The sequence below is a fragment of the Sphingomonas aquatilis genome (assembly GCF_014196115.1).
Lineage (GTDB): Bacteria > Pseudomonadota > Alphaproteobacteria > Sphingomonadales > Sphingomonadaceae > Sphingomonas > Sphingomonas aquatilis.
Map to the genome: position 1 here is coordinate 132,813 of NZ_JACIDB010000001.1, position 21,850 is coordinate 154,662.

Sequence of the window (21,850 nt, forward strand, 5' to 3'; positions counted from 1 at the left end):
CCTTTACCTGCGCGCGTCAGCGCATCTTTATGGTCGCGCGAAGACGCGAAGACGCCAAGGTGTTGCGATCGGGAAGGACCTTAGTCTGTCTTCGCCTAAGGGCTGACGAGGCGGCTTCGCCGGGTGCGCCCTCTTTGCGTCTTCGCGTCTTCGCGTGAACGATTACTCCTTATAGCTCGGATCGATGCGGTCGAGCTTGCGGAGCAGCGCGGGCCAAGCGAGGCCTTGCGCGAGCATCGCCATGCCGGCGCCGCTCGACTGTTCCTCGACCTTTTCGGCGACGCCCTGGTTGGGATTGTTGAGGTTCTCCCGCCCCGCGCTGAGCATCAGGATCTGCGCTTCGCAGGCGCGTTCGAGGAAGTACATGCGCACGAACGCCTGGGCGACGCTGGCGCCGACCGCGAGCGTGCCGTGGTTGCGCAGGATCATGCTGCTCTTCGTGCCCAGGTCCGCGACCAGCCGCTCACGCTCGTCGAGCTCGGTCGCGATGCCTTCGAAGTCGTGATAGGCGACGTCGTGGCCGGCGATCATCGCGGTCTGCGTGTGCGGCAGCAGCCCTTCGCGCATCGCCGACACCGCCTGCCCGTGCGGCGTGTGGAGGTGGAGCACCGCAGCGGCATCCTCCCGCGCGGCATGGATCGCCGAATGGATGACGAAGCCGGCGCGGTTCACCGGCGCGGGCGTATCGTCGATCTTGTTGCCGTCGAGGTCGATCTTGACCAGCGACGAGGCGGTGATCTCTTCGAACATCAGATTGTAGGGGTTGATGAGGAAGTGATGCTCCGGCCCCGGCACGCGCGCGGACAGATGCGTGAAGATCAGATCGTCCCAGCCATAATGCGCGACCAGGCGATAGGCGGCGGCAAGATCGACGCGCAGCGCCCATTCCTCGGGGCTGATCGAGTCGCGCCGCGACGCCGTAACGGAATCGGGACGTAGAGCGGTGGCCATGGATGATCCTCTCTCTTTTCTATGGGCTTAGGATGCCATGGATCGGGGCGAGGGGACAGGGCGTGCGGCCGCGGAAAGTCACAAAAGTCACGCCCACGCACGTGTTTCGCGGAAGCCAGCATTGCGGGCGGCAGGGCGGCGGGATCGGGCATCAGCGGCGCGCGGCTCCGGCGGACAGCGAGTCGCGCGGTGTAGGCGAGGCGGGGCGTGTAGGACAGTTTGTCTCGTGGAATGTCCAACATGGATGTATGTGTAGCTACATAAAGGGGGCGGATGTGGAGACAGCTTCGATCCCAAGAAACGCGATAAGGTCCTGCGTGAGCGTGGCCTCGACTTTGCCGCCGCAGCTCGGGTGTTCGAGGGGCGAAGCCGGACCGTCATCGACGACCGTGTCGATTACGGTGAGGTGCGGCAGATCACGTATGGCTGGATGGAGCAGGTCGCGGTGGCGGTGGTCTGGACGGAGCGCGACGGCGCATGCCGCGTGATCTCGATGCGACGGATGCACCAATGGGAGATCAGATATGTCGGATTGGATTGATCCCGATGACGCCCCCGAATTGACGGAGGACATGGCGGCGATCGCTGAGGTTCGCGTCGGCGGCAGGGTCGTTCGCCCGGCGAGCGGCTATCTCGGACCCGATGGTGTCGTACGTGGCCGTCCACCGTTGCGCGAGCAGGCCAAGCGCCAGGTGACACTGCGGCTCGACCCCGATGTGATTGAGCGATTCCGCGCGGACGGACCGGGCTGGCAGGGGCGGATGAACGCGGCGCTGCGCAAGGCGGCGGGGCTTTAGGGTTCCTCGCGATCGGCGCGTCTGCCGGGAGGTAGGATTGTGTTCGCGCGGAGGCGCGGAGGGCGCAGAGAGGGGGCGTGCGCGGCAGCGTCTTTTGCTTGTCTCGCCGTGCAGGGAGGGCGGGAGCGTCCGGCAGGCGCGACGCCTCCGCGTCCTCCGCGCCTCCGCGTGCGAACACTGTCCAGACCTCGGCAGCGTGCGCGCGGGTGGCGAGCGTCAGGTTGTCCGGTGCCGATCGATAATCGCTCGCATCCCTGCAATTACCTGATCGTGCGGGATTTTCGATGCCGTGGACGCCATCGCCCGCTCTATCTTGGCGCGGAACCACGCGTCGTGAGCGGCGGCTTCCTCGCCGGTCGAGAATTCCCACTCGAGAGGGATTAGGTCGGTCATCCAAGGAAACGTATAGGGCCGTGGTGGCGGGCGGAAGATGGGGGTGACTTTGAGGCTCGACCCGGTGTGATTGAGCGGTTCCGGGCGAGCAGGCTTGGCTTACAAGCATGGATGAATGCGGCGCGGCGTAAGGCGACGAGATTGTGCAGCGATGCCACCTTACCAACGATCGCACCCGCTTGCGTTCCATAATTGTTCCGCATACTGAGAGGGCGTACAAGTTAGAAGGCAGCGTCGAAATGGCTCTCCACGGGGAAGACGTGCGCTCTGTCATCAACGAGATACTGGACGCCCATCCGCGGCAGCGCATCAGTAATTTGTCCGCGCAGAAGATCGCCTATTTCCTGCACGGGCAGTATCTGCTGTCCACTCGAAATCCACTAGTTAGTGGTTATTTTGAAGCGTGGGAATACGGTCCGGTTCATCCGATGCTATACAACGCGCTGAGGCATTTGGGCAGTGCGCCGCTTACTTCCCCTATTCAGAGGCGTGATATTCTCTCGGGCAGCTGGACCGCCATTCCAATGATTCCAGACGCAAACGTCAGGGCATTCGTGCGACGCGAGTCGGAACCGCTTCTCTCGATGAGCCCTCGTCAGTTAGTTGACCTGTCGCACGCGGCGAACTCTCCTTGGGATGTAATAAGCAAGGTAGGCAATCGACGCACATGGGGATTGAGACTCGACAACGAGACCATTCTCAGGCACTTCAGGTTCCACAAACGTTCTGTCAGTGACATGGCGCATGGAGACGGCTTTGAAGAGCATCCGCCTTCCGGAGACTGATATCGCAAACCTTGCGTTTAGGTCATACGACTTCAAGGTCGATTTTCTTGCCAACTGGCTGAGGCCGAAGCAAATTAAGGGCTCGTATGAGCCTCTCCGGCACAGCGTTGCCGAAGCGGCAAATGTCGAGCTTCCGCTGATACCCGATCTTGAACGCACTACGCTCGAACAGCTTGAAAAATTGGTGATTCGCGCCTGCAAGGGCAACGTCGACCGCATTAAGATGAACTTGGCACCCGTGCGTGCAATTCGGCGCTTTGTTGATGAGCAACAAGTAGAGGCTGACTTTCTCGAGTCTTTGCCAATAACGCTCCATCCGGGCATGCGTTACGAATTTTGGGCGCCTATGATTGTTCGTTATAGGGGCGTTGCGCGTATCGTCTTTCTTGACCTTCGGCGAACAGGTGGACTTTCGCCGACGGGATGCCACGTCGCATTTTCGATCATGCACGAACGCTTTCGTGCTTTGAATCCGGATTTTGGCGCTGTCCGCTTCGAGGCTTGGAAGTTCGCAAATAATGATGCGCGGACAATCCGACCGGTGGTCGAGTGGGCTGAACCAATCCAGTACGATCGTATCGTCAGCGATGTTGCCGAGACGTACGGTATCCTGCACGCTTTACGGGCGGGCGACCCGGGCCGGGCTACTGGAACCGACCCAGGTCCACTCTTCCGTTAATTACTCCGCCGCCACCGAATCATCTGCACGCGCCCTCAACAACGGCTTCAAATACTTCCCCGTAAAGCTCCGTGGTTCCTTCACCACATCCTCCGGCGTGCCCGTCGCGACGATCTCACCGCCCTTCACGCCGCCTTCCGGCCCCAAATCGACGATCCAGTCCGCCGTCTTGATGACGTCGAGATTGTGTTCGATGACGACGACGGTGTTGCCCTGCTCGACCAGCGCGTGGAGGACTTCGAGCAGTTTGCGCACGTCTTCGAAGTGCAGGCCCGTCGTCGGTTCGTCGAGGATGTAGAGCGTGTTGCCGGTGGCGCGGCGTGAGAGTTCCTTGGCGAGTTTGACGCGTTGCGCTTCGCCGCCCGACAAGGTGGTCGCCTGCTGGCCGACCTTGACGTAGCCCAGGCCCACTTCGACCAGCATTTCCATCTTGTCGCGGATCGGGGGCACGGCCTTGAAGAATTCCGCGGCATCCTCGACGGTCATGTCGAGCACGTCGGCGATGCTTTTGCCCTTGAACTTTACCTCCAGCGTCTCGCGATTGTAGCGGGCGCCGTGGCAGACGTCGCAGGTAACGTAGACGTCGGGGAGGAAGTGCATCTCGATCTTGAGCACGCCGTCGCCCTGGCACGCCTCGCAGCGGCCGCCCTTGACGTTGAAGCTGAACCGGCCGGGCTTGTAGCCGCGCGCCTGCGCCTCCGGCAGGCCGGCGAACCAGTCGCGGATTTGCGTGAAGCTGCCGGTGTAGGTCGCCGGGTTCGACCGCGGCGTGCGGCCGATCGGCGACTGGTCGATGTCGATCACCTTGTCGAGGTGCTGGAGTCCGGTGACCTTGTCGTGCTTGCCCGCCAGGATGCGCGCGCCGTTGAGCGTGCGTGCGGCGGCGGCGTAGAGCGTGTCGATCGTGAAGCTCGACTTGCCCGATCCCGACACGCCGGTGATGCAGGTGAAGGTGCCGAGCGGGATCGACGCGGTGACGCCGGTGAGGTTGTTGGCGCGCGCGTTGTGGACGGTGAGCTTCTTGCCGTTGCCCTTGCGGCGTTGCGCGGGGACGGGGACTTCGCGCGTACCGTTGAGGTAATCGGCGGTGATGCTGGTCTTGCTCTTGAGCAATTGCTTGAGCGTGCCTTGCGCGACGATCTGGCCGCCGTGGACGCCGGCGCCCGGCCCCATGTCGATGACGTAATCGGCGGTGCGGATCGCATCCTCGTCATGCTCGACCACCAGCACGGTGTTGCCGAGGTCGCGCAGGCGGCGGAGCGTCGCGAGCAGCATGTCGTTGTCGCGCTGATGGAGCCCGATGCTGGGTTCGTCGAGGACGTAGAGCACGCCCGACAGGCCGCTGCCGATCTGCGACGCCAGGCGGATGCGCTGGCTCTCGCCGCCCGACAGCGTGCCCGACGTGCGATCGAGGTTGAGGTAATCGAGGCCGACGTTGTTGAGGAAGCCCAATCGCTCGACGATCTCCTTCAGGATGCGTTCGGCGATCGCGCGCTGCTGGTCGCCCAGATGGTTGGGCAGATCGGTGAAGAAGGCGAGCGCGTCGACCACGCTGAGGTGTGTGGCGTGGGCGATGTCGGTCTTCGCGATCTTGACCGCGAGCGCTTCGGGCTTGAGGCGCGCGCCGTGGCAGACTTCGCAGGGGCGCGACGACTGGTATTTGCCCAGCTCCTCGCGCATCCACGCGCTCTCGGTCTGGAGCAGGCGGCGGTTGAGGTTGCCGATCACGCCCTCGAACGGTTTCTTGACGTCGTAGCTCTTCTTGCCGTCGACGAAGGTGAGCGTGACCGCCTTGCCCTTGGTGCCGAACAGGATGACGTCCTGCGTTTCGGGGTGCAGGTCCTTCCACGGCGTATCGAGGTCGAACTTGTATTCGCGCGCGAGGCTGCCGAGGACCTGCATGTAATAAGGGCTGGGCGGGTTGGACTTCGCCCAGGGGACGACGGCGCCCTTCTTGATGCTGAGGTCATGGTTGGGGACGACGAGGTCTTCGTCGAACAGCAGCTTTTCGCCCAGGCCGTCGCACGCGGGGCAGGCGCCCTGGGGGGCGTTGAAGCTGAACAGGCGCGGTTCGATTTCGGCGATGGTGAAGCCGCTGATCGGGCAGGCGAACTTTTCGCTGAACACGATGCGGCCGGCAGGCGCGTTGTCGCCGAGGACTTCGGACTTGGGGGTGTGCGGTTCGACGGGATCGGCCGGGTCGATATAGGCGAGGCCGTCGGCGAGCTTCAGCGCGGTTTCGAAGCTTTCGGCCAGGCGCGTGGCGGCATCGGCGCGGACGACGAGGCGGTCGACGACGATCTCAATGTCGTGCTTGTACTTCTTGTCGAGCGCGGGCGCCTCGTCGATCTCATGGATCGTGCCGTCGATGCGGACGCGGGTGAAGCCCGCCTTCTGCCATTCGGCGAGTTCCTTGCGATATTCGCCCTTGCGACCGCGCACGACGGGGGCGAGCAGGTACAGGCGCGTGCCCTCGGGCAACGCCATGACGCGGTCGACCATCTGGCTGACCGTCTGCGCGGCGATCGGCTCGCCGGTGGCGGGCGAATAGGGGATGCCGACGCGCGCCCAGAGCAGGCGCATGTAATCGTAGATTTCGGTGACGGTCGCGACGGTGGAGCGCGGGTTGCGCGACGTCGTCTTCTGCTCGATCGAGATGGCGGGCGACAGGCCCTCGATATGGTCGACGTCGGGCTTCTGCATCAGCTCGAGGAACTGGCGCGCATAGGCCGACAGCGATTCGACGTAGCGGCGCTGCCCCTCGGCATAGATGGTGTCGAAGGCGAGGCTCGATTTGCCAGACCCCGACAGGCCGGTGATGACCGTCAGCGTGTCGCGGGGGATGTCGACGTCGACGTCCTTGAGATTGTGCTCGCGCGCGCCGCGGACGGAAATTTTGGTCAGCATGAAGCGGGTTCTACTTCTGTTCTGTTTCTGATGCTAGTCTGGCAGGTAGGAACGCTTGCGCGCGATTTCGAGCCACATTGAAAGCATGGCGACGGTGTCTTACGTCTGTGCCACACAAGGAGATTGCGCGATGGGCAAGAAGCACAAGAAGGCGAAGCTTCCGAAGGAAGTGCTGGGCGTGAAGCTGCCCAAGGAGGTGCGCGAGGTGGGCGGGGCGCTGCTGGAGAAGGCAAACAGCCCGCAGGGGCGCGAGATGCTGGCGGCGGGACTGACGATGGCGGCGGCCGCGGCGACCGCGGCGCTGGCCAAGGGACGCGCTGAGCGGGCCGCCAAGCCGGACGCGCCGCGCCCGCCCGAGGCACCGGTGCCGCCCGTGCCGCCGGTTCCTCCTGTCCCGCCGGTGCCGCCGCAGGGCACGCAGACGCAGCCCGATCCGCAAGCGATCGCCGATGCGGTGGGCAAGGCGGCGGAGGCGATGCTGGGGCGATTGTTCGGTCGGAAAGACTGACGCGGCGGGGTTTGCGCGGCGCTCGCTATCCGTCGGACATAGGGACCGATTGTACGGCGCCGGACCATCCACGCTGCACCCGCGATACTGTCCATGTAGCGCCGCGAGTGATATCGATCAGTCCGCACGTCTGTGCGCGCCATTGTTCCGCGCGACGGAGACGCGAGGGTGGCATTTCCGCATCCGCCAGTCGCGGCAACTTGGGGTCGGTGACCGGGCCTTCCGCGCAACATAGCGCCACTCGCTGTGGCTGTTTTGCAACGCAACGTTGCTGAAAGCGGAAATAGGTCAGCAGTACGTGCTTTACGCGAGCAAGACAGTCACACAAGCGTCACGCAGTCCAGAAGACTGACATTCCAAATCGATGACGCATGGGGCGACCGAAAACGGCGCCGTTGCAAAGGGGATATACGTGACGAAAACCGCTCGATTCGATGTGACGCGCAAGGCGGCTCTGCTCGCCGCGGCGACGCCGCTGGCGCTGGTGCTGGGGGCCGCTCCGGCGTTCGCACAGACCGCGACGCAGACGCCCGCGCAGCTCGAGATCAAAGATCAGCAGACCGATCCGACGACGACGCAGGGCGCGAGCGATCAGGACAAGGCGAGCGACATCGTCGTCACCGGTTCGCTGTTCCGTCGCACCGACACCGAAACCCCGTCGCCGGTCACCGTGCTGACCAGCGACACGCTGGCCAAGGCGGGCATCACCACCGCGTCGGACGCGATCCGTTCGATCTCGGCGGACAGCGCGGGTTCGATCGGCACCGGCTTCCAGTCGGGCTTCTCGGCCGGCGGTTCGGCCGTGTCGCTGCGCGGCCTCGGCGTGTCGTCGACGCTGGTGCTGATCGACGGGCTGCGCTCGGCGAATTTCCCGCTGAACGACGATGGCCATAACGCCTATGTCGATCTGAACTCGATCCCGTTCAGCCTGGTCGACCGGATCGAAGTGCTGAAGGACGGCGCATCGTCGACCTATGGCGCGGACGCGATAGGCGGCGTGGTCAACGTGATCCTCAAGAAGCACTTCACCGGCATCGACGGCCTGGTCGAGGGCGGCGTCGCCGAACGCGGCGATGCGAGCCACCAGCGCGCGCAGCTGACGCTGGGCTATGGCGATTATGACCGCCAGGGTTTCAACGTCTACCTGAACGGCGAATATCAGCGCGACGGCCGTGTTTCGAACCACAGCCGCGGCTTCCCGTACAACACGCAGGACCTGACCTCGATCGGCGGACTGGACAATAACGCGTCCGACCAGTCGCTGACCGTCAACGTGCCGACCGCCTATGTCACGCGCGTCCGCCAGACCGACCTCAACAACCCGCTCGCCGGCCAGGTCGGCGCCCCGCTGACCACGCGCTACGACGCGTTGGGCTTGGCCAATTGCGCGCGCGACACGTTCGCCGTCACCACCGGTTCGGCGCAGGGCACCGGCTGCAAGTACGACCTGGTCGACCTGTATCGCCAGATTCAGCCGCTGCAGGAGCGCTACTCGCTGCAGGGCCGCGTCAGCGTTCGCATCGCCGACAACGTCGAAGGCTATATCACTGGCAGCTACAGCCGCAGTGATGTCAGCATTAACGGCACGCCCTCGGCGATCCGCAACACGCAGCCGTTCGGCGGCGCACCGTCGGTCGCGTCGAACAACCCCGGCATCGTCCTGCCGGTGTACATCTGCGCGGCGGGCACCAATTGCGCGACCGCGGCGAACCGCCAGCTCAATCCGAACAACCCCTATGCGGCAGCGTTCGCCAACGACCCGACCAACGGCGCGGCGCGCATCTATTATCTGTTCGGCGACATCCCCGGCGGCAGCGATCGCAAGAACGAGGTGTACCGCGCCACCGCAGGCTTGAACGGCAATTTCGGCGACGGCCGTTACAACTGGCGTGTCGAGGGCGTGTACGCACGCGACGAGATTCAGCTGACGCAACGCGGCCTGATCAACATCGCGGGCCTCGCCCAGACGATCAACACGGGGTCGTACAATTTCGTCAACCCGTCGCAGAACAGCGCGGCGGTGCGCAACGCGATCTCGCCCAACAAGGTGACGCCGTCGTTCTCGACCCAGGCGGCGCTGGATGCGTCGCTGTCCGCACGCCTCGCCGACCTGCCGGGCGGTCCGCTCCAGCTCGCCATCGGCGGGCAGGTGCGTCGCGAGACGCTGGAGAACAACAACCAGAATGCCGCGCTGGACACCTACGGCCTGTCGACCGCCTCGGCGTTCGGGTCGCACACCGTGTCGGCCGCCTATTTTGAAGCCGATGCGCCGATCCTCGACCAGGTCGAGCTGAACGTGTCGGGCCGCTACGACCATTATTCGGAAGGCTTCAGCCACTTCTCGCCGAAGGTCGGCGTCAAGTTCACGCCGATCAAGGAACTGGCGATCCGCGGCACCTATGCCGAGGGCTTCCGCGCGCCGACCTTCGCCGAATCGGGTCCGCGCAGCCAGTATGCGGGCTTCGTGTCGACGACCCCGCCGTGTAACTTCATCCTGCAGCACGGCGGCACCGGCACGGCGGCGTCGTGCTCGGCGAACGGCAACCCCTATAACCTCAACTACAATCTGGGTCGCGGCCTGGCCGGCAACCCCAACCTCCAGCCGGAAATCTCGCGCAGCTTCACCGGCGGCGTGATCTTCCAGCCGGTACGCTGGCTGAGCCTGACGGTCGATTATTATAACGTCCGCAAGAAGAACCTGATCGTCACCGGTCCGGACTTCGGCAAGGCGGTCGCGGCCTATTACAATTCAGCCAACCTCGCCGCGGCGCAGACCGCGGTGGCCGGGGTCGGCCAGGGCTATTCGGTGAACACGACCGACGCGGTCGATCCGCTGTTCCCGAACGCGCTGCCGCGTGTCCTCATCATCAACGTGCCGTATGTGAACGCGAACTATGCGCTGACCTCGGGCATTGATTTCTCGGCGACGGCGACCGTGCCGTTGGGCGATGGGATCAAATTCACCAGCCGCATCGAAGCGACGCACGTCATCAAGTACAACCTCGTCACCTCGGCGGGTGTGCAGCATTATGCCGGCACGATGGGCCCGTACGATCTGTCGTCGGGCAACGGCACGCCGTCGTGGCGCGGCAACTGGCAGAACACGCTGGACTTCGGCGATTACTCGCTGTCGGCGACGGCGTTCTACGTCAGCCGCATCAAGGCGGTGTCGGAAGACCAGGGCCTGCCGCTCGATTGCGCGAACGGCAATCTGTACACGCGTTCGTCGCCGCAGAACCAGGCGTTCTGCTACGTCAGCCCGTTCATCAACGTCGATCTGAACGGCACGGTGAAGGTCAACGACAAGTTCACCTTCTTCCTGAACGTAAAGAACGTGTTCGACGCCAAGGCGCCGGTGGCACCGGCCGCCTATTCGAGCGCGCCGAACTTCCTGACCACCTGGCATTACGCCGGCCTGATCGGGCGCCAGTATCGCGCGGGCGCGTCGTTCCGCTTCTAAGCGGGTCATTGACGGCATACCTGGGGGCTCCGCTGCGGCGGGGCCCCTTTTTTGTTGCGCGGGCAAAGCGCGGGCGGGCATCGTCGTCGCCGAATAGGGAAGGGTTGGGTATGCGGGCGATGGTGGCGGCAGCGGTGTTGGGGGCAGGCGCGCTGATGATGGCAGGGCCCGCCATGGCCGCGGCCGGGGCGCAGACCGCCGATCAGCTTGCGGCGCAGGCGCTGGCGATGCAGCAGGCGGGCGATCCGGGCGAGGCCGCGCCGGTGGCGTATGACGTGTCCTTTCCCAATGCGGTGCATCACGAAGCGCAGGTGACCGCGACGTTTCGCGGCGTGCCGACGGGGCCGCTACGCGTGCAGATGGCGCGCTCGTCGCCGGGGCGATATGCGATCCATGAATTCGCGAAGAACGTCTATGCGGTGTCGGCGAAGGACGGGCGCGGGCGGCCGCTCGCGCTGACGCGGACCGATCCTTATGGCTGGTCGGTGGCGGGCCATGACGGCACCGTGGTGGTCACCTACACGCTGTTCGGCGACTGGGGCGACGGAACCTACGCGCAGATCGAAGCTGATCACGCGCATCTCAACATGCCGGCGACTTTCCTGTGGGCGACCGGCTATGACGCCAAGCCGATCCGGGTGCGCTTCCACGCCTTCGACCCCAAGTGGCGCGTCGCGACGCAGCTGCCCGCGGGCAAAGCGGAGGGGACGTATTGGGCGCCGAACTTTCAGTATTTCATGGACAGCCCGACCGAGCTCAGCCCCTTTTCACTGCGCCAGTGGCCGATGACCGACGCGACCGGCAAGACCTATCTGATCCGGCTGGCGGTGCATCACATGGGGACGGAGGCGGAGGTCGACACCTATGCCGCCAAGACGAAGCGGGTGATCGCGCAACATTATGCGCTGTTCGGCCGTGCGCCGCGCTACGATTACGGCACCTATACCTTCATTGCCGACTATATGCCGCAGATCGCGGGCGACGGGATGGAGCATCGCAACTCGACGATCATCACCCAGCCGCGGGGGCTGGCCGAGGCGAATTACGCACAGCTCAATACGCTGAGCCACGAGTTCGTCCACAGCTGGAACGTCGAGCGGCTGCGCCCGGCCGAGCTGGAGCCGTTCGACTTCACGCGCGCCAATCCGACGCCGAGCCTGTGGTTCGCGGAGGGCTTCACGCAATATTACGGGCCGTTGCTGATCCGTCGCGCGGGCGAGAGCAGCGTCGACGATTTCCTGCGCGGGCTGGGCGGCACGCTGAACGGCGTCGTCAACGGCAGCGGGCGGCGGTACGGCGGGCCGGAGGAGATGAGCCTGCGCGCACCCTTCGTCGATGCGGCGAAATCGATCGACCGGACCAACCCCAACATCTTCATTTCCTATTATCCGTACGGCGCCGTCGTGGCGTTGGCGCTCGATCTTCAGCTGCGGCAGCGGTTTCCGGGCGTGACGCTCGACAGCTATATGCGGCATCTGTGGGAGACGCGGGGCGATGCCGAAAAGCCCTATACGCCCGCAGACCTGGAGCGCGGCCTCGCCGAGGTGACGCGCGATCCGGCGTTCGCGAAGGGCTTCTTCGACCGATATGTCCATGCGAGCGGGCTGCCCGATTTCGCGCCGCTGCTCGCCCAGGCGGGGCTGGCGATGCAGCCGCGCGCACCCGGCGCGGCCTGGGCGGGATTTGCGCTGAAGGCGGATGAGGGTGGAAGCGGCGTGGCGATCGCCGCTCCGCCCGCGCCGTCTTCGCCGGCCTATGCTGCGGGCCTGGAGGAGGGTGACGTGCTGCTGAGCGTCGGCGGCATGCCCGCCAATTCGGCCGAGGATGTGACGGCGCTGCTCGCCTCGCATAAGCCGGGGGACGCGGTGCCGGTCCGCTATCGCCAGCGTGGGGTCGAGCGGACGGCGACGCTGCGTCTGGCCGTCGATCCGGCCTTCACGGTCGTGCGCGGCGAGACGGTGGGGGCGGCGGTGACGCCGGCGCAGCTCGCGTTCCGCAAGGCGTGGCTGGGGAATTGAGGGTTCACGCGAAGCCGCGAAGACGCGACGATGATGTGTTTGCCGCGATAGCGGCTCTCCATTCGTGTCGAAGGATGAGACAGTGCGCTGCCGCGCACGAGACATCTTCGCGTCTTCGCGTCTTCGCGTGACCCCTCAGTGCGCCGACGCCCCGCTTGCACCGATGCCGGTTTCGGCGCGGACGCGCTGGGCGGCATAGCCCGCGCGGTCGATCGCGGCGCGGGGACTCGTGTCGAGGATCGAGACCAGCCAGATCGTGAGGAAGGCGATGGGCATCGAGATGATCGCGGGCGAGGAATAGGGGAAGATCGCGGCGGGGTGGCCGAGGATCGTCACCCACACCGCCGGCGACAGGATGGTGAGCCCAACCGCGAGCATCAGGCCCAGCGTGCCGCCCGCGACGACGCCGCGCGTGGTGGCGCCCGGCCAGAGCAGCGACAGGATCAACACCGGGAAATTGCCCGACGCCGCCACCGCGAAGGCGAGGCTGACCATGAAGGCGACGTTCTGCTTCTGGAACACGATGCCGAGCAGGATCGCGACCGCGGCGAGGACCAGCACGGTACGCCGCGAGACGGATAGTTCGGCGGCGCTGTCCGCCTGTCCCTTGCGGAAGACGGTCGCGTAGAGATCGTGGCTGACCGCCGAGGCGCCGGACAGGGTGAGGCCGGCGACGACCGCGAGGATGGTCGCGAAGGCGACGGCGGAGATGAAGCCTAAGAACAGATTGCCGCCGACCGCCTGCGCCAGATGGATCGCGGCCATGTTGGTGCCGCCGATCAGCACGCCGTCGCCGTCGAGATAGCCCGGGTTGGTCGCGACCAGCACGATCGCGCCGAAGCCGATGATGAAGGTGAGCAGGTAGAAATAGCCGATCCACCCCGTCGCCCACAGCACCGACGTGCGCGCCGCCTTGGCATCGGGCACGGTGAAGAAGCGCATCAGGATGTGCGGCAGGCCGGCGGTGCCGAACATCAGGGCCATGCCGAACGAGATCGCCGACACGGGATCCTTGATGAAATTGCCGGGCCCCATGATCGATCCGCCCTTGGTGGCGGCCTCTGCTGGCGACAGGCCGGTGGCGGCGGCGAGGCCCGTTTTTACTTCGACCGCGCGGGCGAAGAGCGCTTCGGGGCTGAAGCCGAATTGCGCGAGGACCATCAATGCCATGAAGGTGGCCGACCCCAGCAGCAGCACCGCCTTGATGATCTGGACCCACGTGGTCGCGGTCATGCCGCCGAACAGGACGTACAATGTCATCAGCACGCCGACGATACCGACCGCATATTCGTAGCGCAGGCCGAAGAGGAGTTTGATGAGCTGGCCCGCGCCGACCATCTGCGCGATCAGGTAGAAAAGCACGACGACGAGCGTGCTGGTCGGCGCGAAGCTGCGCACCGGGGCTTGCGCGAAGCGGAAGCTGGCGACGTCGGCGAAGGTGTATTTGCCGAGGTTGCGCAGGCGTTCGGCCATCAGGAACAGGATGATCGGCCAGCCGACGAGGAAGCCGATCGAATAGATGAGGCCGTCATAGCCATCGGTGAAGATCTGCGCCGAAATCCCGAGGAAGCTCGCCGCGGACATATAGTCGCCGGCGATGGCGAGGCCGTTCTGGAAGCCGGTGATTCCGCCGCCCGCGGTGTAGAAATCGGCCGCGGTGCGCGTGCGCCGCGCCGCCCAGCGGGTGATGCCGAGCGTAAACAGCGCGAAGGCCGCGAACATCAGGATCGCGGTCCAGTTGGTCGGCTGCTGCCGGGTCTGGCCGGCGATGGCGTCGGCATAGGCCGGGCCGGCGGCGAGGAGGAGCGCGCCCATGGCGAGCGCGGCGTCGTAATCGCGATTGGCGCGCGCGACGTAGAGGCCGGTGAGCAGGATCGCGAGCAGGATCAGCGCGAAGCCGATCAGGATGCCGAGCGAGGTGACGCCGCCTGCCTTGATCGGCTGGGCGAGGAAGGGCTTGTCGAAGGCGATCAGCGCGACGAAGCCGAAATAGGCGACGAACATGATGGTGGCGAGCATCCAGCCGAAGCGGCCGCGCGCCTGGACGAGCCGTCGGTAGCGGGGATCGCTCGCGATGCGCTGCACCTGGTCGTCGGTCATCCTGTCCCCCGTTCCCGCCCGGCGCGTCGCGGCCGGATCGGTTGCGCTATCATGACGCGGTGACGGCGCGGCGCAAGGGTGGTTGTGGGGGTGATTGGTGTGTGGTGGGTCGGACGGGGTGCTGCCTTTCTTTCGTCATCCCGGCGCACGCCGGGATCCATGGATGCGGTGGGGGTGCCGTATCTGGCGCCAACCGATGGTCCGTGACCATGGATCCCGGCCTCCGCCGGGATGACGAAGGGGCTTGGGGGGAGCCATGGAGCGCATCGGTTGTGGCGGACGCCGCCTTGTCCCTCCCGATCGTCATTCCCGCGGAGGCGGGAATCCAGACTGGCTGGCCTTTCGGGTCTATCGCTGCGGTTCGGAGGTTATGGATTCCCGCCTTCGCGGGAATGACGGGGGTTGTGGGGCCAGGGGTGCTTTTGACACTACTGCCCGCTGCCCGCTGCCCGCTGCCCGCTGCCCGCTGCCCGCTGCCCGCTGCCCGTTGCCCGTTGCCCGCCGCACGCCGCTTGCTGCCTGCCACCTTCCGCTTGCCCACCGACGAGGCCCGGGCATCGGCCGCCCACCCGCACCCTCCAAAATGACGAAAACTTCATCTGGCTGCCATGGGGGGGACAGGCCGGTGCGGGCATGTCGATAGGATGGGTTGGTTTGCGTCGCGATCGATACGGCATCATCTTGCCTGGGTGGGCGGGATCGCGCTCGGCGTGGTGGCGGTGATGGCGGGCGTGGCGGCGCTGGCGGGGTTCTTCGATCGCGATCCCGTCGTGCTGCTGCCCGCGGAAGGCACGACGCGGCCCGTCGCCGCACTGTATCTGTCGGGCGATATGGGGCTGCGCTTCGGTCCCAATCCCACCACGACGCGCACGCTGGCCGCGAACGGCGTGACCGTCGTAGCGCTGAAATCGCCGACGCTGTTCCGCTTTCACCGCACGCGCGGCGAGGTGGACCGGATCGTGGCCGATGCGGTACGGACCGCGCTCGCGCGCAGCGGGGCGTCGCGGATCGTGGTGATCGGGCAATCCTATGGCGCGGACATATTGGAGACCGGGCTGGCGGCGCTGCCGCCGACGCTGCGCAGCCGCATCGCGGGCGCGGTGCTGGTCGTGCCGGGCGAGAGCGTGTTCTTCCGCGCCGACCCCTCGGGCCTCGGCTATCGCGGCATGCCCGACCATATCGGCGCGGCGTCGCTCGACCGGCTGGACTGGCTGCCGGTGACCTGCATCTATGGCCGCGACGAGCAGGACAGCGCCTGTCCCGACGTCCATCTGCCGCATGCGACGATCATTGCGATGCCCGGCGGGCATTTCCTCGACAATGATCGCAAGGGCCTGTTCGCGCATGTGCTGACCGCGATCCGGCAGGACGTGCCCGGGGCGTTTCGGTGAGCACACCCGCGCACGCGCCGCGCGGCGCGTCCCGGCTCGACCGGTGGCTGGATGCGGGCGGCGCCTTCGTCGCGCGGCATCGGCGCGAGCTGGTGATCGCCGCGGTGCTGCTGGTCGCCGCGATCGGATTCGAGGCGCTGCACCTGGTGCTGCGCGAGGTACATCTGCGCGACGTGCGCGCGTCGCTGGCGGCGGTGCCCGATACGCGGATCGCGGCGAGCCTGGCGCTGACGGTGACGAGCTACCTGATGCTGACCGGCCTCGACTGGGTCGCACTGCGCGCGGTGGGCAAGCCGCTGCCGTGGCGGATCGCGGCGGCGGGGTCATTCACCAGTTACACGCTGAGCCACAATCTGGGGCTGTCGCTGCTGACCGGCGGATCGGCGCGGTTGCGGCTGTACAGTGCCGCCGGCCTGACTTTCGGCGAGGTGGCGCAGGTCGCGGCGATCTGCGCGATCGCCTTCTGGGCGGGCGTCGCGGGCGCGGCGGGGTTCGGGCTGGTCGTGGGGCAGGGCGTGACGCTGGGGCCGGTGACGCTCGATCCCGCCTGGGCGCGCGCCTTGGGCGGCGGCCTGCTGGCGCTGCTCGCGATCCTGCCGGTGCTGCGCGCGCGCGGCGTCGCGATGCTGGGGCCGGAGCGGCTGGGCGTGGCGCTGCCGAGCCTCAGGCAGATGGGCGCGCTGGCGCTGCTGTCGCTCGCGGACCTCAGCGCGGCATCGGCGGCGCTGTTCGTGCTGGTGCCCGGTGCCATGCCCGAAGCCTATCCCGCCTTCGTCGTCGCCTATGCGGTGGCGGTGGTGGTGGCGCTGGTACTGCACGTGCCGGGGGGACTCGGCGTGTTCGAGACGATGGTGCTGGCGACGGTGCCGGGCGACCGGCCGGCGCTGTTCGCCGCGCTGCTGCTGTATCGGCTGATCTATTATCTGTTGCCGCTGATGGTCGCGGCGATCGGCATTGCGGCGGCGGAGGGGTGGCGGCTGCGCCATCCGATCCGGCGCGGCTTGTCATATGTCGATCGCGCCGGACAGTTGCTGGCGCCGACCGCCGTCACCGCCTTGGTGTTCGTCGCGGGCTTCATCCTGCTGGTGTCGGGGGCGCTGCCGGGGGTGAAGGACCGATTGTCCGACCTCGACGCAATGCTGCCGCTGCCGTTCATCGAGGGCTCGCACATGGCGGGCAGCCTGATCGGTACGGCGATGCTGCTGGTCGCGCCGGCGCTCAATGCGCGGCTGCGGTCGGGCTTTGCGGCGGCGCGGCTGCTGCTGATCGGCGGCGCGCTGTTTTCGCTGATGAAGGGCCTCGATTACGAGGAAGCGGCGCTGCAGCTGATCGTCGCGGGCGTGCTGCAATATTGTAGGGCGAGCTTCTATCGCGAAGGCGGCATCCTGACCGACCGGCCGCACTGGCCGTGGCTGGTCGCCGCCGCGGCGGCGCTGGCGCTGAGCGTCTGGGCGGGGTTCTTCGCGTACAAGCGCACGCCGTATAGCGACGATCTGTGGTGGCATTTCGCGCTCAACGGCAATGCGCCGCGGTTCCTGCGCGCGAGCTTTGCGGCGGGGGTGCTGCTGACCGCGGCGTCGGTGTACCAGTTGCTCACCGGCAGCCGGACGAAGAGCCTGCCCGAAAGCGTCATCCCCGAAGACGCGATCGCGGCGGCGGGCGCGGACAGTCCGCGCACCGATGCGGCGCTGGCCTATACCGGCGACAAGAGCTTCATCGTATCGGCGGCGGGCGACGCGTTCCTGATGTATCGCGTGCGCGGGCGCAGCTGGGTGGTGATGGGCGATCCCGTCGGGCCGGTCGCAGCGTGGAGCGAGCTCGTCTGGAGCATCCGGCGGGCGTGCGATGCGCGCGCGGGGCGGCTGTGCTTCTATCAGGCGAGCGAGCGGATGCTGCCCCTGTTCGTCGAGCTGGGGCTGCATGCGATCAAATATGGCGAGGAGGCGCATGTGGCGCTGGATCGCTTTACGATCGCAGGGCCGCGCGCGAAATCGCTGCGTCATGCGGTGCGGCGCACCGAGGCGGCGGGGGCGGTCTTCTCGGTCGAACCGGCGCGTGCGGTGCCGGTGTTGATCGAGGATATGCGCGCCGTGTCTGACGCTTGGCTGGCGGCGAAGGCGGGGCGCGAGAAACGGTTCAGCCTGGGCGCGTTCGACCCGGCGTACCTCGCGCGTTTTCCGGTGGCGCTGGTGCGGGTGGAGGGGCGGATCGTTGCCTTCGCCAACATCTGGGTGTCGGGTGACGGCGAGGAGGCATCGTGCGACCTGATGCGCCACCATCCCGATGCGCCGTACGGCACGATGGAGATGATGATGGTGCGCCTGATCGAATGGGCGCGCGGGCAGGGCTATGAGCGGTTCAACCTGGGTATGGCGCCGCTGTCCGGCATGCCGAGCGGGCGGCTGGCGCCGGTGTGGGCACAGCTGGGCCATGCCCTGTTCGCCAATGGCGAGCGCTTGTACGGCTTTGCGGGGTTGCGCGCGTTCAAGGCCAAATACGGGCCAGACTGGGTGTCGCGCTATATCGCGACGCCGCCGGGCGCGGCGATGCCGCGGGTGCTGATCGATCTCGCACGACTGGTAAGCGCCTAAGGGGCGGTGTGCTTGCCATTACCCCCCGTTCGCCCTGAGCCTGTCGAAGCGCGGGTGCCTCATGGCGAGCTGCCCCTCGTGGAACCCTGTGCTTCGACAGGCTCCGCACGAACGGTTTTCGCAACGGTTCTACAGACGGCGTGCGTGCGGTAGGGTCTCGGCATGACCGACGATCCCACAGGCCGCGCGCTGCGGCGGCGTAGCGTATTGTTCATGCCGGCTTCCAATCCGCGCGCGATGGCGAAGGCGCGCGATCTGGTGTGCGATGCGATGATCCTCGATCTGGAGGATGCGGTGGCGCCCGAGGCGAAGAATGCCGCGCGCACGGCGGCGCTGGCCGTGGCGGCGGAAGGGTTCGGCGGACGTGCCTGCGCGGTACGGATGAACGCGCTCGATACCCCATGGGGCGCGGACGATGCGGCGGCGCTGGCGGCGGCGCCGGGCGTGGCTGCGGTGGTGGTGCCCAAGGTCGGATCGGCCGAGGATCTTGCGGCGGTGCGGGCGGTGCTGGGAGCGGACGGGCCGCCGATCTGGGCGATGATCGAGACGTGCGGGGCGGTGCTGCGCTTGCCTGAGATCGTCGGCGCGGCGGCGGCGACGCGGACCGCGCTGCTGATCGCGGGCACCAACGATCTGGCCAAGGAGATGCGCTGCCGGGTCGATGGCGGGCGCACGGCGCTGGTGCCGGCGCTGGTGCAGCTGGTGATCGCAGGCCGCGCGGCGGGGCTGGTGGTGCTGGATGGCGTCTACAATGCCTTCCGTGACACCGAAGGCTTTGCAGCGGAGTGCGAACAGGGCGCGATGCTGGGGTTCGACGGCAAGACGCTGATCCATCCGGTCCAGGTCGAGGCGGCCAATGCGGCGTTCGCGCCGTCGGCGGAGGCGGTGGCCTGGGCGGAGCGCGTGGTCGCGGCGTTCGCCGCACCCGAAGCGGCGGGGAAGGGCGCGATCCCGCTGGACGGCGCGATGGTGGAGCGGCTGCACCTCGCCGAGGCGGAGCGGGTGTTGGCGTTGGTGGACGCGGGAGCGGGGTGATCCCCCGCCGTTCGCCCTGAGCCTGTCGAAGGGCTGCTATCCACCAGCGTGACGTTTGCGGACACCCGCCCTTCGACAGGCTCAGGGTGAACGGTTGGAGGTGTATGGCCTATCCCGCCAAAATCGTTCGGATACGATCCGCGATGATGTCCATCGCGAACGGCTTGGTCATCAGCGCCATATTGGGGCCGAGCGGGCCGTTGCCGATGACGGCATTTTCCGCATAGCCGGTGATGAACAGCACCTTGAGGTGCGGCAGTATCTCGATCGCGGCGTCGGCGACCTGGCGGCCGTTCATCTGGCCGGGCAGGCCGACGTCGGTGATGAGCAGGTCGACATGCGCGCCGGTGCTGAGCAGGCGCAGCGCGGAGGGGCCGTCGCCCGCCTCCAGCACGACATGGCCCATCTCTTCGAGGATCTCGACCACCAGCATGCGGATCGTCGGTTCGTCGTCGACGACCATGACGCTGTGCCGCCCCTCGACGGGCGCGGCGGCGGTATCGAGCGCGACCGCGCCGTCGTCGTCGCCCGCATCGCCGTAATGGCGGGGCAGGTAGATGCACATCGTCGTGCCCTGCCCGACCTCGGAATAGATGCGCACCTGTCCGCCCGACTGGCGCGCGAAGCCGTAGATCATCGACAGGCCAAGGCCGGTGCCCTCGCCCATCGGCTTGGTGGTGTAGAAGGGGTCGAAGGCGCGCGCCTGCACCTCGGGCGTCATGCCGGTGCCGGTGTCGGTGACGCACACGGACAGATATTGCCCGGGTTCGAGGTCGCGTTCGCGCGCGGTGCGCTGGTCGAGCCAGCGGTTGGCGGTTTCGATCGTGATGCGGCCACCCTCCGGCATCGCGTCGCGCGCGTTGATGCAGAGGTTCAGGATCGCGTTTTCGAGCTGGTTGGGATCGACCATCGCGGGCCATATGCCCGCCGCGCCGACCACCTCCAGCGTGACGCCGGGGCCGACGGTGCGCTGGATGAGATCGCTGAGATCGGCGATCAGCCGGTTGACGTCGGTCGGCTTGGGATCGAGCGTCTGACGGCGCGAAAAGGCGAGCAGCCGGTGGGTCAGCGCCGCGGCACGCCGCGTCGCCCCCAACGCTGCGGTGGCGTAGCGATCGAGGTCGCCGATACGCCCCTGCGCGACGCGGACCTGCATCATTTCGATCGCGCCCGAAATGCCGGTGAGCATATTGTTGAAATCGTGCGCCAGACCGCCGGTGAGCTGGCCGACCGCCTCCATCTTCTGCGCCTGCCGCAGATGCGCTTCGGCGACCATCAGTGCGTGCGTGCGCTCCTCGACCTGCTGTTCGAGGCTGGCGGTGAGCGCGCCCAGTTCCTGTTCGACGCGGCGGCGTTCGGTCGCGTCGCGGGTGCGTTCGGCGACGTCGCGGATGAAGGCGATCTCGTCGGGCAGCCAGGGCCGGGGCACGGCGTTGTTGAGGTAGAGCAGGGCGACGAAATCGCCCCGTTCGGTGATCGGCATGTTGACGAAGGACACAGCGGCCAGGCCCTTCAGCCCCTCGGCCGTGTCGCGCGTCCGCGGGTCGTCGTAGACGTTGCCGATCGCGACCGTCTCGCCGCGCTTCAGATCCTCGATATACGAGCCATAATCGCGAAAGTGCAGCAGACCGGGCAAGGGCTGGATGTCGGGCGCGCACCAGGGGCGCGTCGCGACGATCGTTTCGGCCTCCGCGTCGATCGTGCCGTAGCCGCAGCGGCTGACGTCGAACAGGCGACCGAGGATCTCGACCGCGGCAAAGGCGAGATCGTCGGGATCGCCCGCCGTGCGCAGCCGGTCGTTGAGCTCGACCAGCGCCTGCAGGCGGAGTTCGGCGCTCTTGCGCGCGTCGATGTCGAAGCTGATGCCGGGAAAGCGGATCGCGCGGCCCACATCGTCGAGCTGCGCCTGTCCGCGTGCGGCGACCCAGCGGGCGCGGCCGTCGGGCTGGGTGAGGCGATAATCGCTTTCGAAGGGCGCACCGCTCGCCAGCGCCGCGGCGATCTCGGCCTGGACGCGGGGCAGATCGTCCGGGTGGATGCCGCCGAAGAAGCGTTCGATCGCCGTGCCGCGGGCCGCGTCGTCGGGGTCGACGCCGTACAGTCGGGCGAAAGCGGGGTCGGCGGTGATCCGATCGGCCACCACGTCCCAGTCCCAGCTGCCGACGCTGGTCGCTCCGGCGATCTGCGGGTCGTTGTGGGGCATAAGCGGCCTGTAACTCATCGGAACGGAAGGAT

15 protein-coding genes are annotated in these 21,850 nt (G+C 66.7%); 10 read left to right on the plus strand and 5 right to left on the minus strand.

The window, feature by feature from the left end; all coding sequences use genetic code 11:
* Nucleotides 1-162: 162 nt before the first annotated feature.
* Complete coding sequence (locus GGR47_RS00695) at nucleotides 163-951, minus strand: class II aldolase/adducin family protein (protein WP_147035816.1); 789 nt, start codon at nucleotides 949-951, stop codon at nucleotides 163-165.
* A 313-nt stretch (nucleotides 952-1,264) separates the two neighbouring features.
* Between GGR47_RS00695 and GGR47_RS00700 the strand changes: the two genes are divergently transcribed.
* Nucleotides 1,265-1,492 (plus strand): BrnT family toxin, encoded by a 228-nt coding sequence (locus GGR47_RS00700; RefSeq protein ID WP_147035815.1) that lies wholly within the window; start codon nucleotides 1,265-1,267, stop codon nucleotides 1,490-1,492.
* A complete protein-coding gene (locus GGR47_RS00705) occupies nucleotides 1,476-1,748 on the plus strand; it encodes a BrnA antitoxin family protein (RefSeq protein WP_116462815.1) in 273 nt (90 codons plus the stop codon). The genes GGR47_RS00700 and GGR47_RS00705 overlap by 17 nt, the downstream gene beginning before the upstream one ends.
* Nucleotides 1,749-1,964: 216 nt before the next feature.
* On the opposite strand, the gene relB is transcribed toward GGR47_RS00705, so the two are convergent.
* Nucleotides 1,965-2,141, minus strand: coding sequence for a type II toxin-antitoxin system RelB family antitoxin (relB, locus tag GGR47_RS00710; RefSeq protein ID WP_147035814.1), 177 nt, complete (start codon nucleotides 2,139-2,141; stop codon nucleotides 1,965-1,967).
* Nucleotides 2,142-2,380: 239 nt separating this feature from the next.
* On the opposite strand from relB, the gene GGR47_RS00715 reads away from it, so the two are divergent.
* On the plus strand, nucleotides 2,381-2,926 hold the full coding sequence (locus tag GGR47_RS00715) for a Panacea domain-containing protein (protein ID WP_147035813.1): 546 nt from the start codon (nucleotides 2,381-2,383) through the stop codon (nucleotides 2,924-2,926).
* Nucleotides 2,898-3,605, plus strand: a complete 708-nt coding sequence (locus GGR47_RS00720; RefSeq protein WP_147035812.1) for a hypothetical protein — start codon at nucleotides 2,898-2,900, stop codon at nucleotides 3,603-3,605. The genes GGR47_RS00715 and GGR47_RS00720 overlap by 29 nt, the downstream gene beginning before the upstream one ends.
* Here GGR47_RS00720 and uvrA read toward each other — a convergent pair whose 3' ends face one another.
* Nucleotides 3,606-6,512: an excinuclease ABC subunit UvrA gene (uvrA, locus tag GGR47_RS00725; RefSeq protein ID WP_147035811.1), complete on the minus strand. Its 2,907-nt coding sequence runs from the start codon at nucleotides 6,510-6,512 to the stop codon at nucleotides 3,606-3,608.
* A 130-nt stretch (nucleotides 6,513-6,642) separates the two neighbouring features.
* On the opposite strand from uvrA, the gene GGR47_RS00730 reads away from it, so the two are divergent.
* From GGR47_RS00730 to GGR47_RS00740, 3 genes are all read left to right on the plus strand, one after another.
* Complete coding sequence (locus GGR47_RS00730) at nucleotides 6,643-7,020, plus strand: hypothetical protein (RefSeq protein WP_147035810.1); 378 nt, start codon at nucleotides 6,643-6,645, stop codon at nucleotides 7,018-7,020.
* Nucleotides 7,021-7,384: 364 nt separating this feature from the next.
* Nucleotides 7,385-10,480, plus strand: a complete 3,096-nt coding sequence (locus GGR47_RS00735; protein WP_147035809.1) for a TonB-dependent receptor domain-containing protein — start codon at nucleotides 7,385-7,387, stop codon at nucleotides 10,478-10,480.
* 110 nt (nucleotides 10,481-10,590) lie between these two features.
* A complete protein-coding gene (locus tag GGR47_RS00740; RefSeq protein ID WP_147035808.1) occupies nucleotides 10,591-12,498 on the plus strand; it encodes a M61 family metallopeptidase in 1,908 nt (635 codons plus the stop codon).
* Nucleotides 12,499-12,633: 135 nt separating this feature from the next.
* Here the strand turns inward: GGR47_RS00740 and actP are convergent, their stop codons facing one another.
* A complete protein-coding gene (gene actP / locus GGR47_RS00745) occupies nucleotides 12,634-14,598 on the minus strand; it encodes a cation/acetate symporter ActP (protein ID WP_147035807.1) in 1,965 nt (654 codons plus the stop codon).
* Nucleotides 14,599-15,242: 644 nt separating this feature from the next.
* Here actP and GGR47_RS00750 point away from each other — a divergent pair.
* From GGR47_RS00750 to GGR47_RS00760, 3 genes are all read left to right on the plus strand, one after another.
* Nucleotides 15,243-15,989, plus strand: a complete 747-nt coding sequence (locus GGR47_RS00750) for an AcvB/VirJ family lysyl-phosphatidylglycerol hydrolase (protein WP_147035806.1) — start codon at nucleotides 15,243-15,245, stop codon at nucleotides 15,987-15,989.
* Nucleotides 15,986-18,580, plus strand: coding sequence for a bifunctional lysylphosphatidylglycerol flippase/synthetase MprF (gene mprF, locus GGR47_RS00755; protein ID WP_147035805.1), 2,595 nt, complete (start codon nucleotides 15,986-15,988; stop codon nucleotides 18,578-18,580). Before GGR47_RS00750 ends, mprF begins: the two co-directional genes overlap by 4 nt.
* 162 nt (nucleotides 18,581-18,742) lie before the next feature.
* The gene (locus tag GGR47_RS00760; RefSeq protein ID WP_147035804.1) at nucleotides 18,743-19,615 is read left to right on the plus strand and encodes an HpcH/HpaI aldolase/citrate lyase family protein; all 873 of its coding nucleotides are present in this window, start codon (nucleotides 18,743-18,745) and stop codon (nucleotides 19,613-19,615) included.
* Between the two features lie 109 nt (nucleotides 19,616-19,724).
* Here the strand turns inward: GGR47_RS00760 and GGR47_RS00765 are convergent, their stop codons facing one another.
* Nucleotides 19,725-21,818 carry an ATP-binding protein gene (locus GGR47_RS00765; protein ID WP_147035803.1) on the minus strand — a complete coding sequence of 698 codons (2,094 nt, stop codon included), beginning with the start codon at nucleotides 21,816-21,818 and terminating at the stop codon, nucleotides 19,725-19,727.
* Nucleotides 21,819-21,850 lie beyond the last annotated feature (32 nt).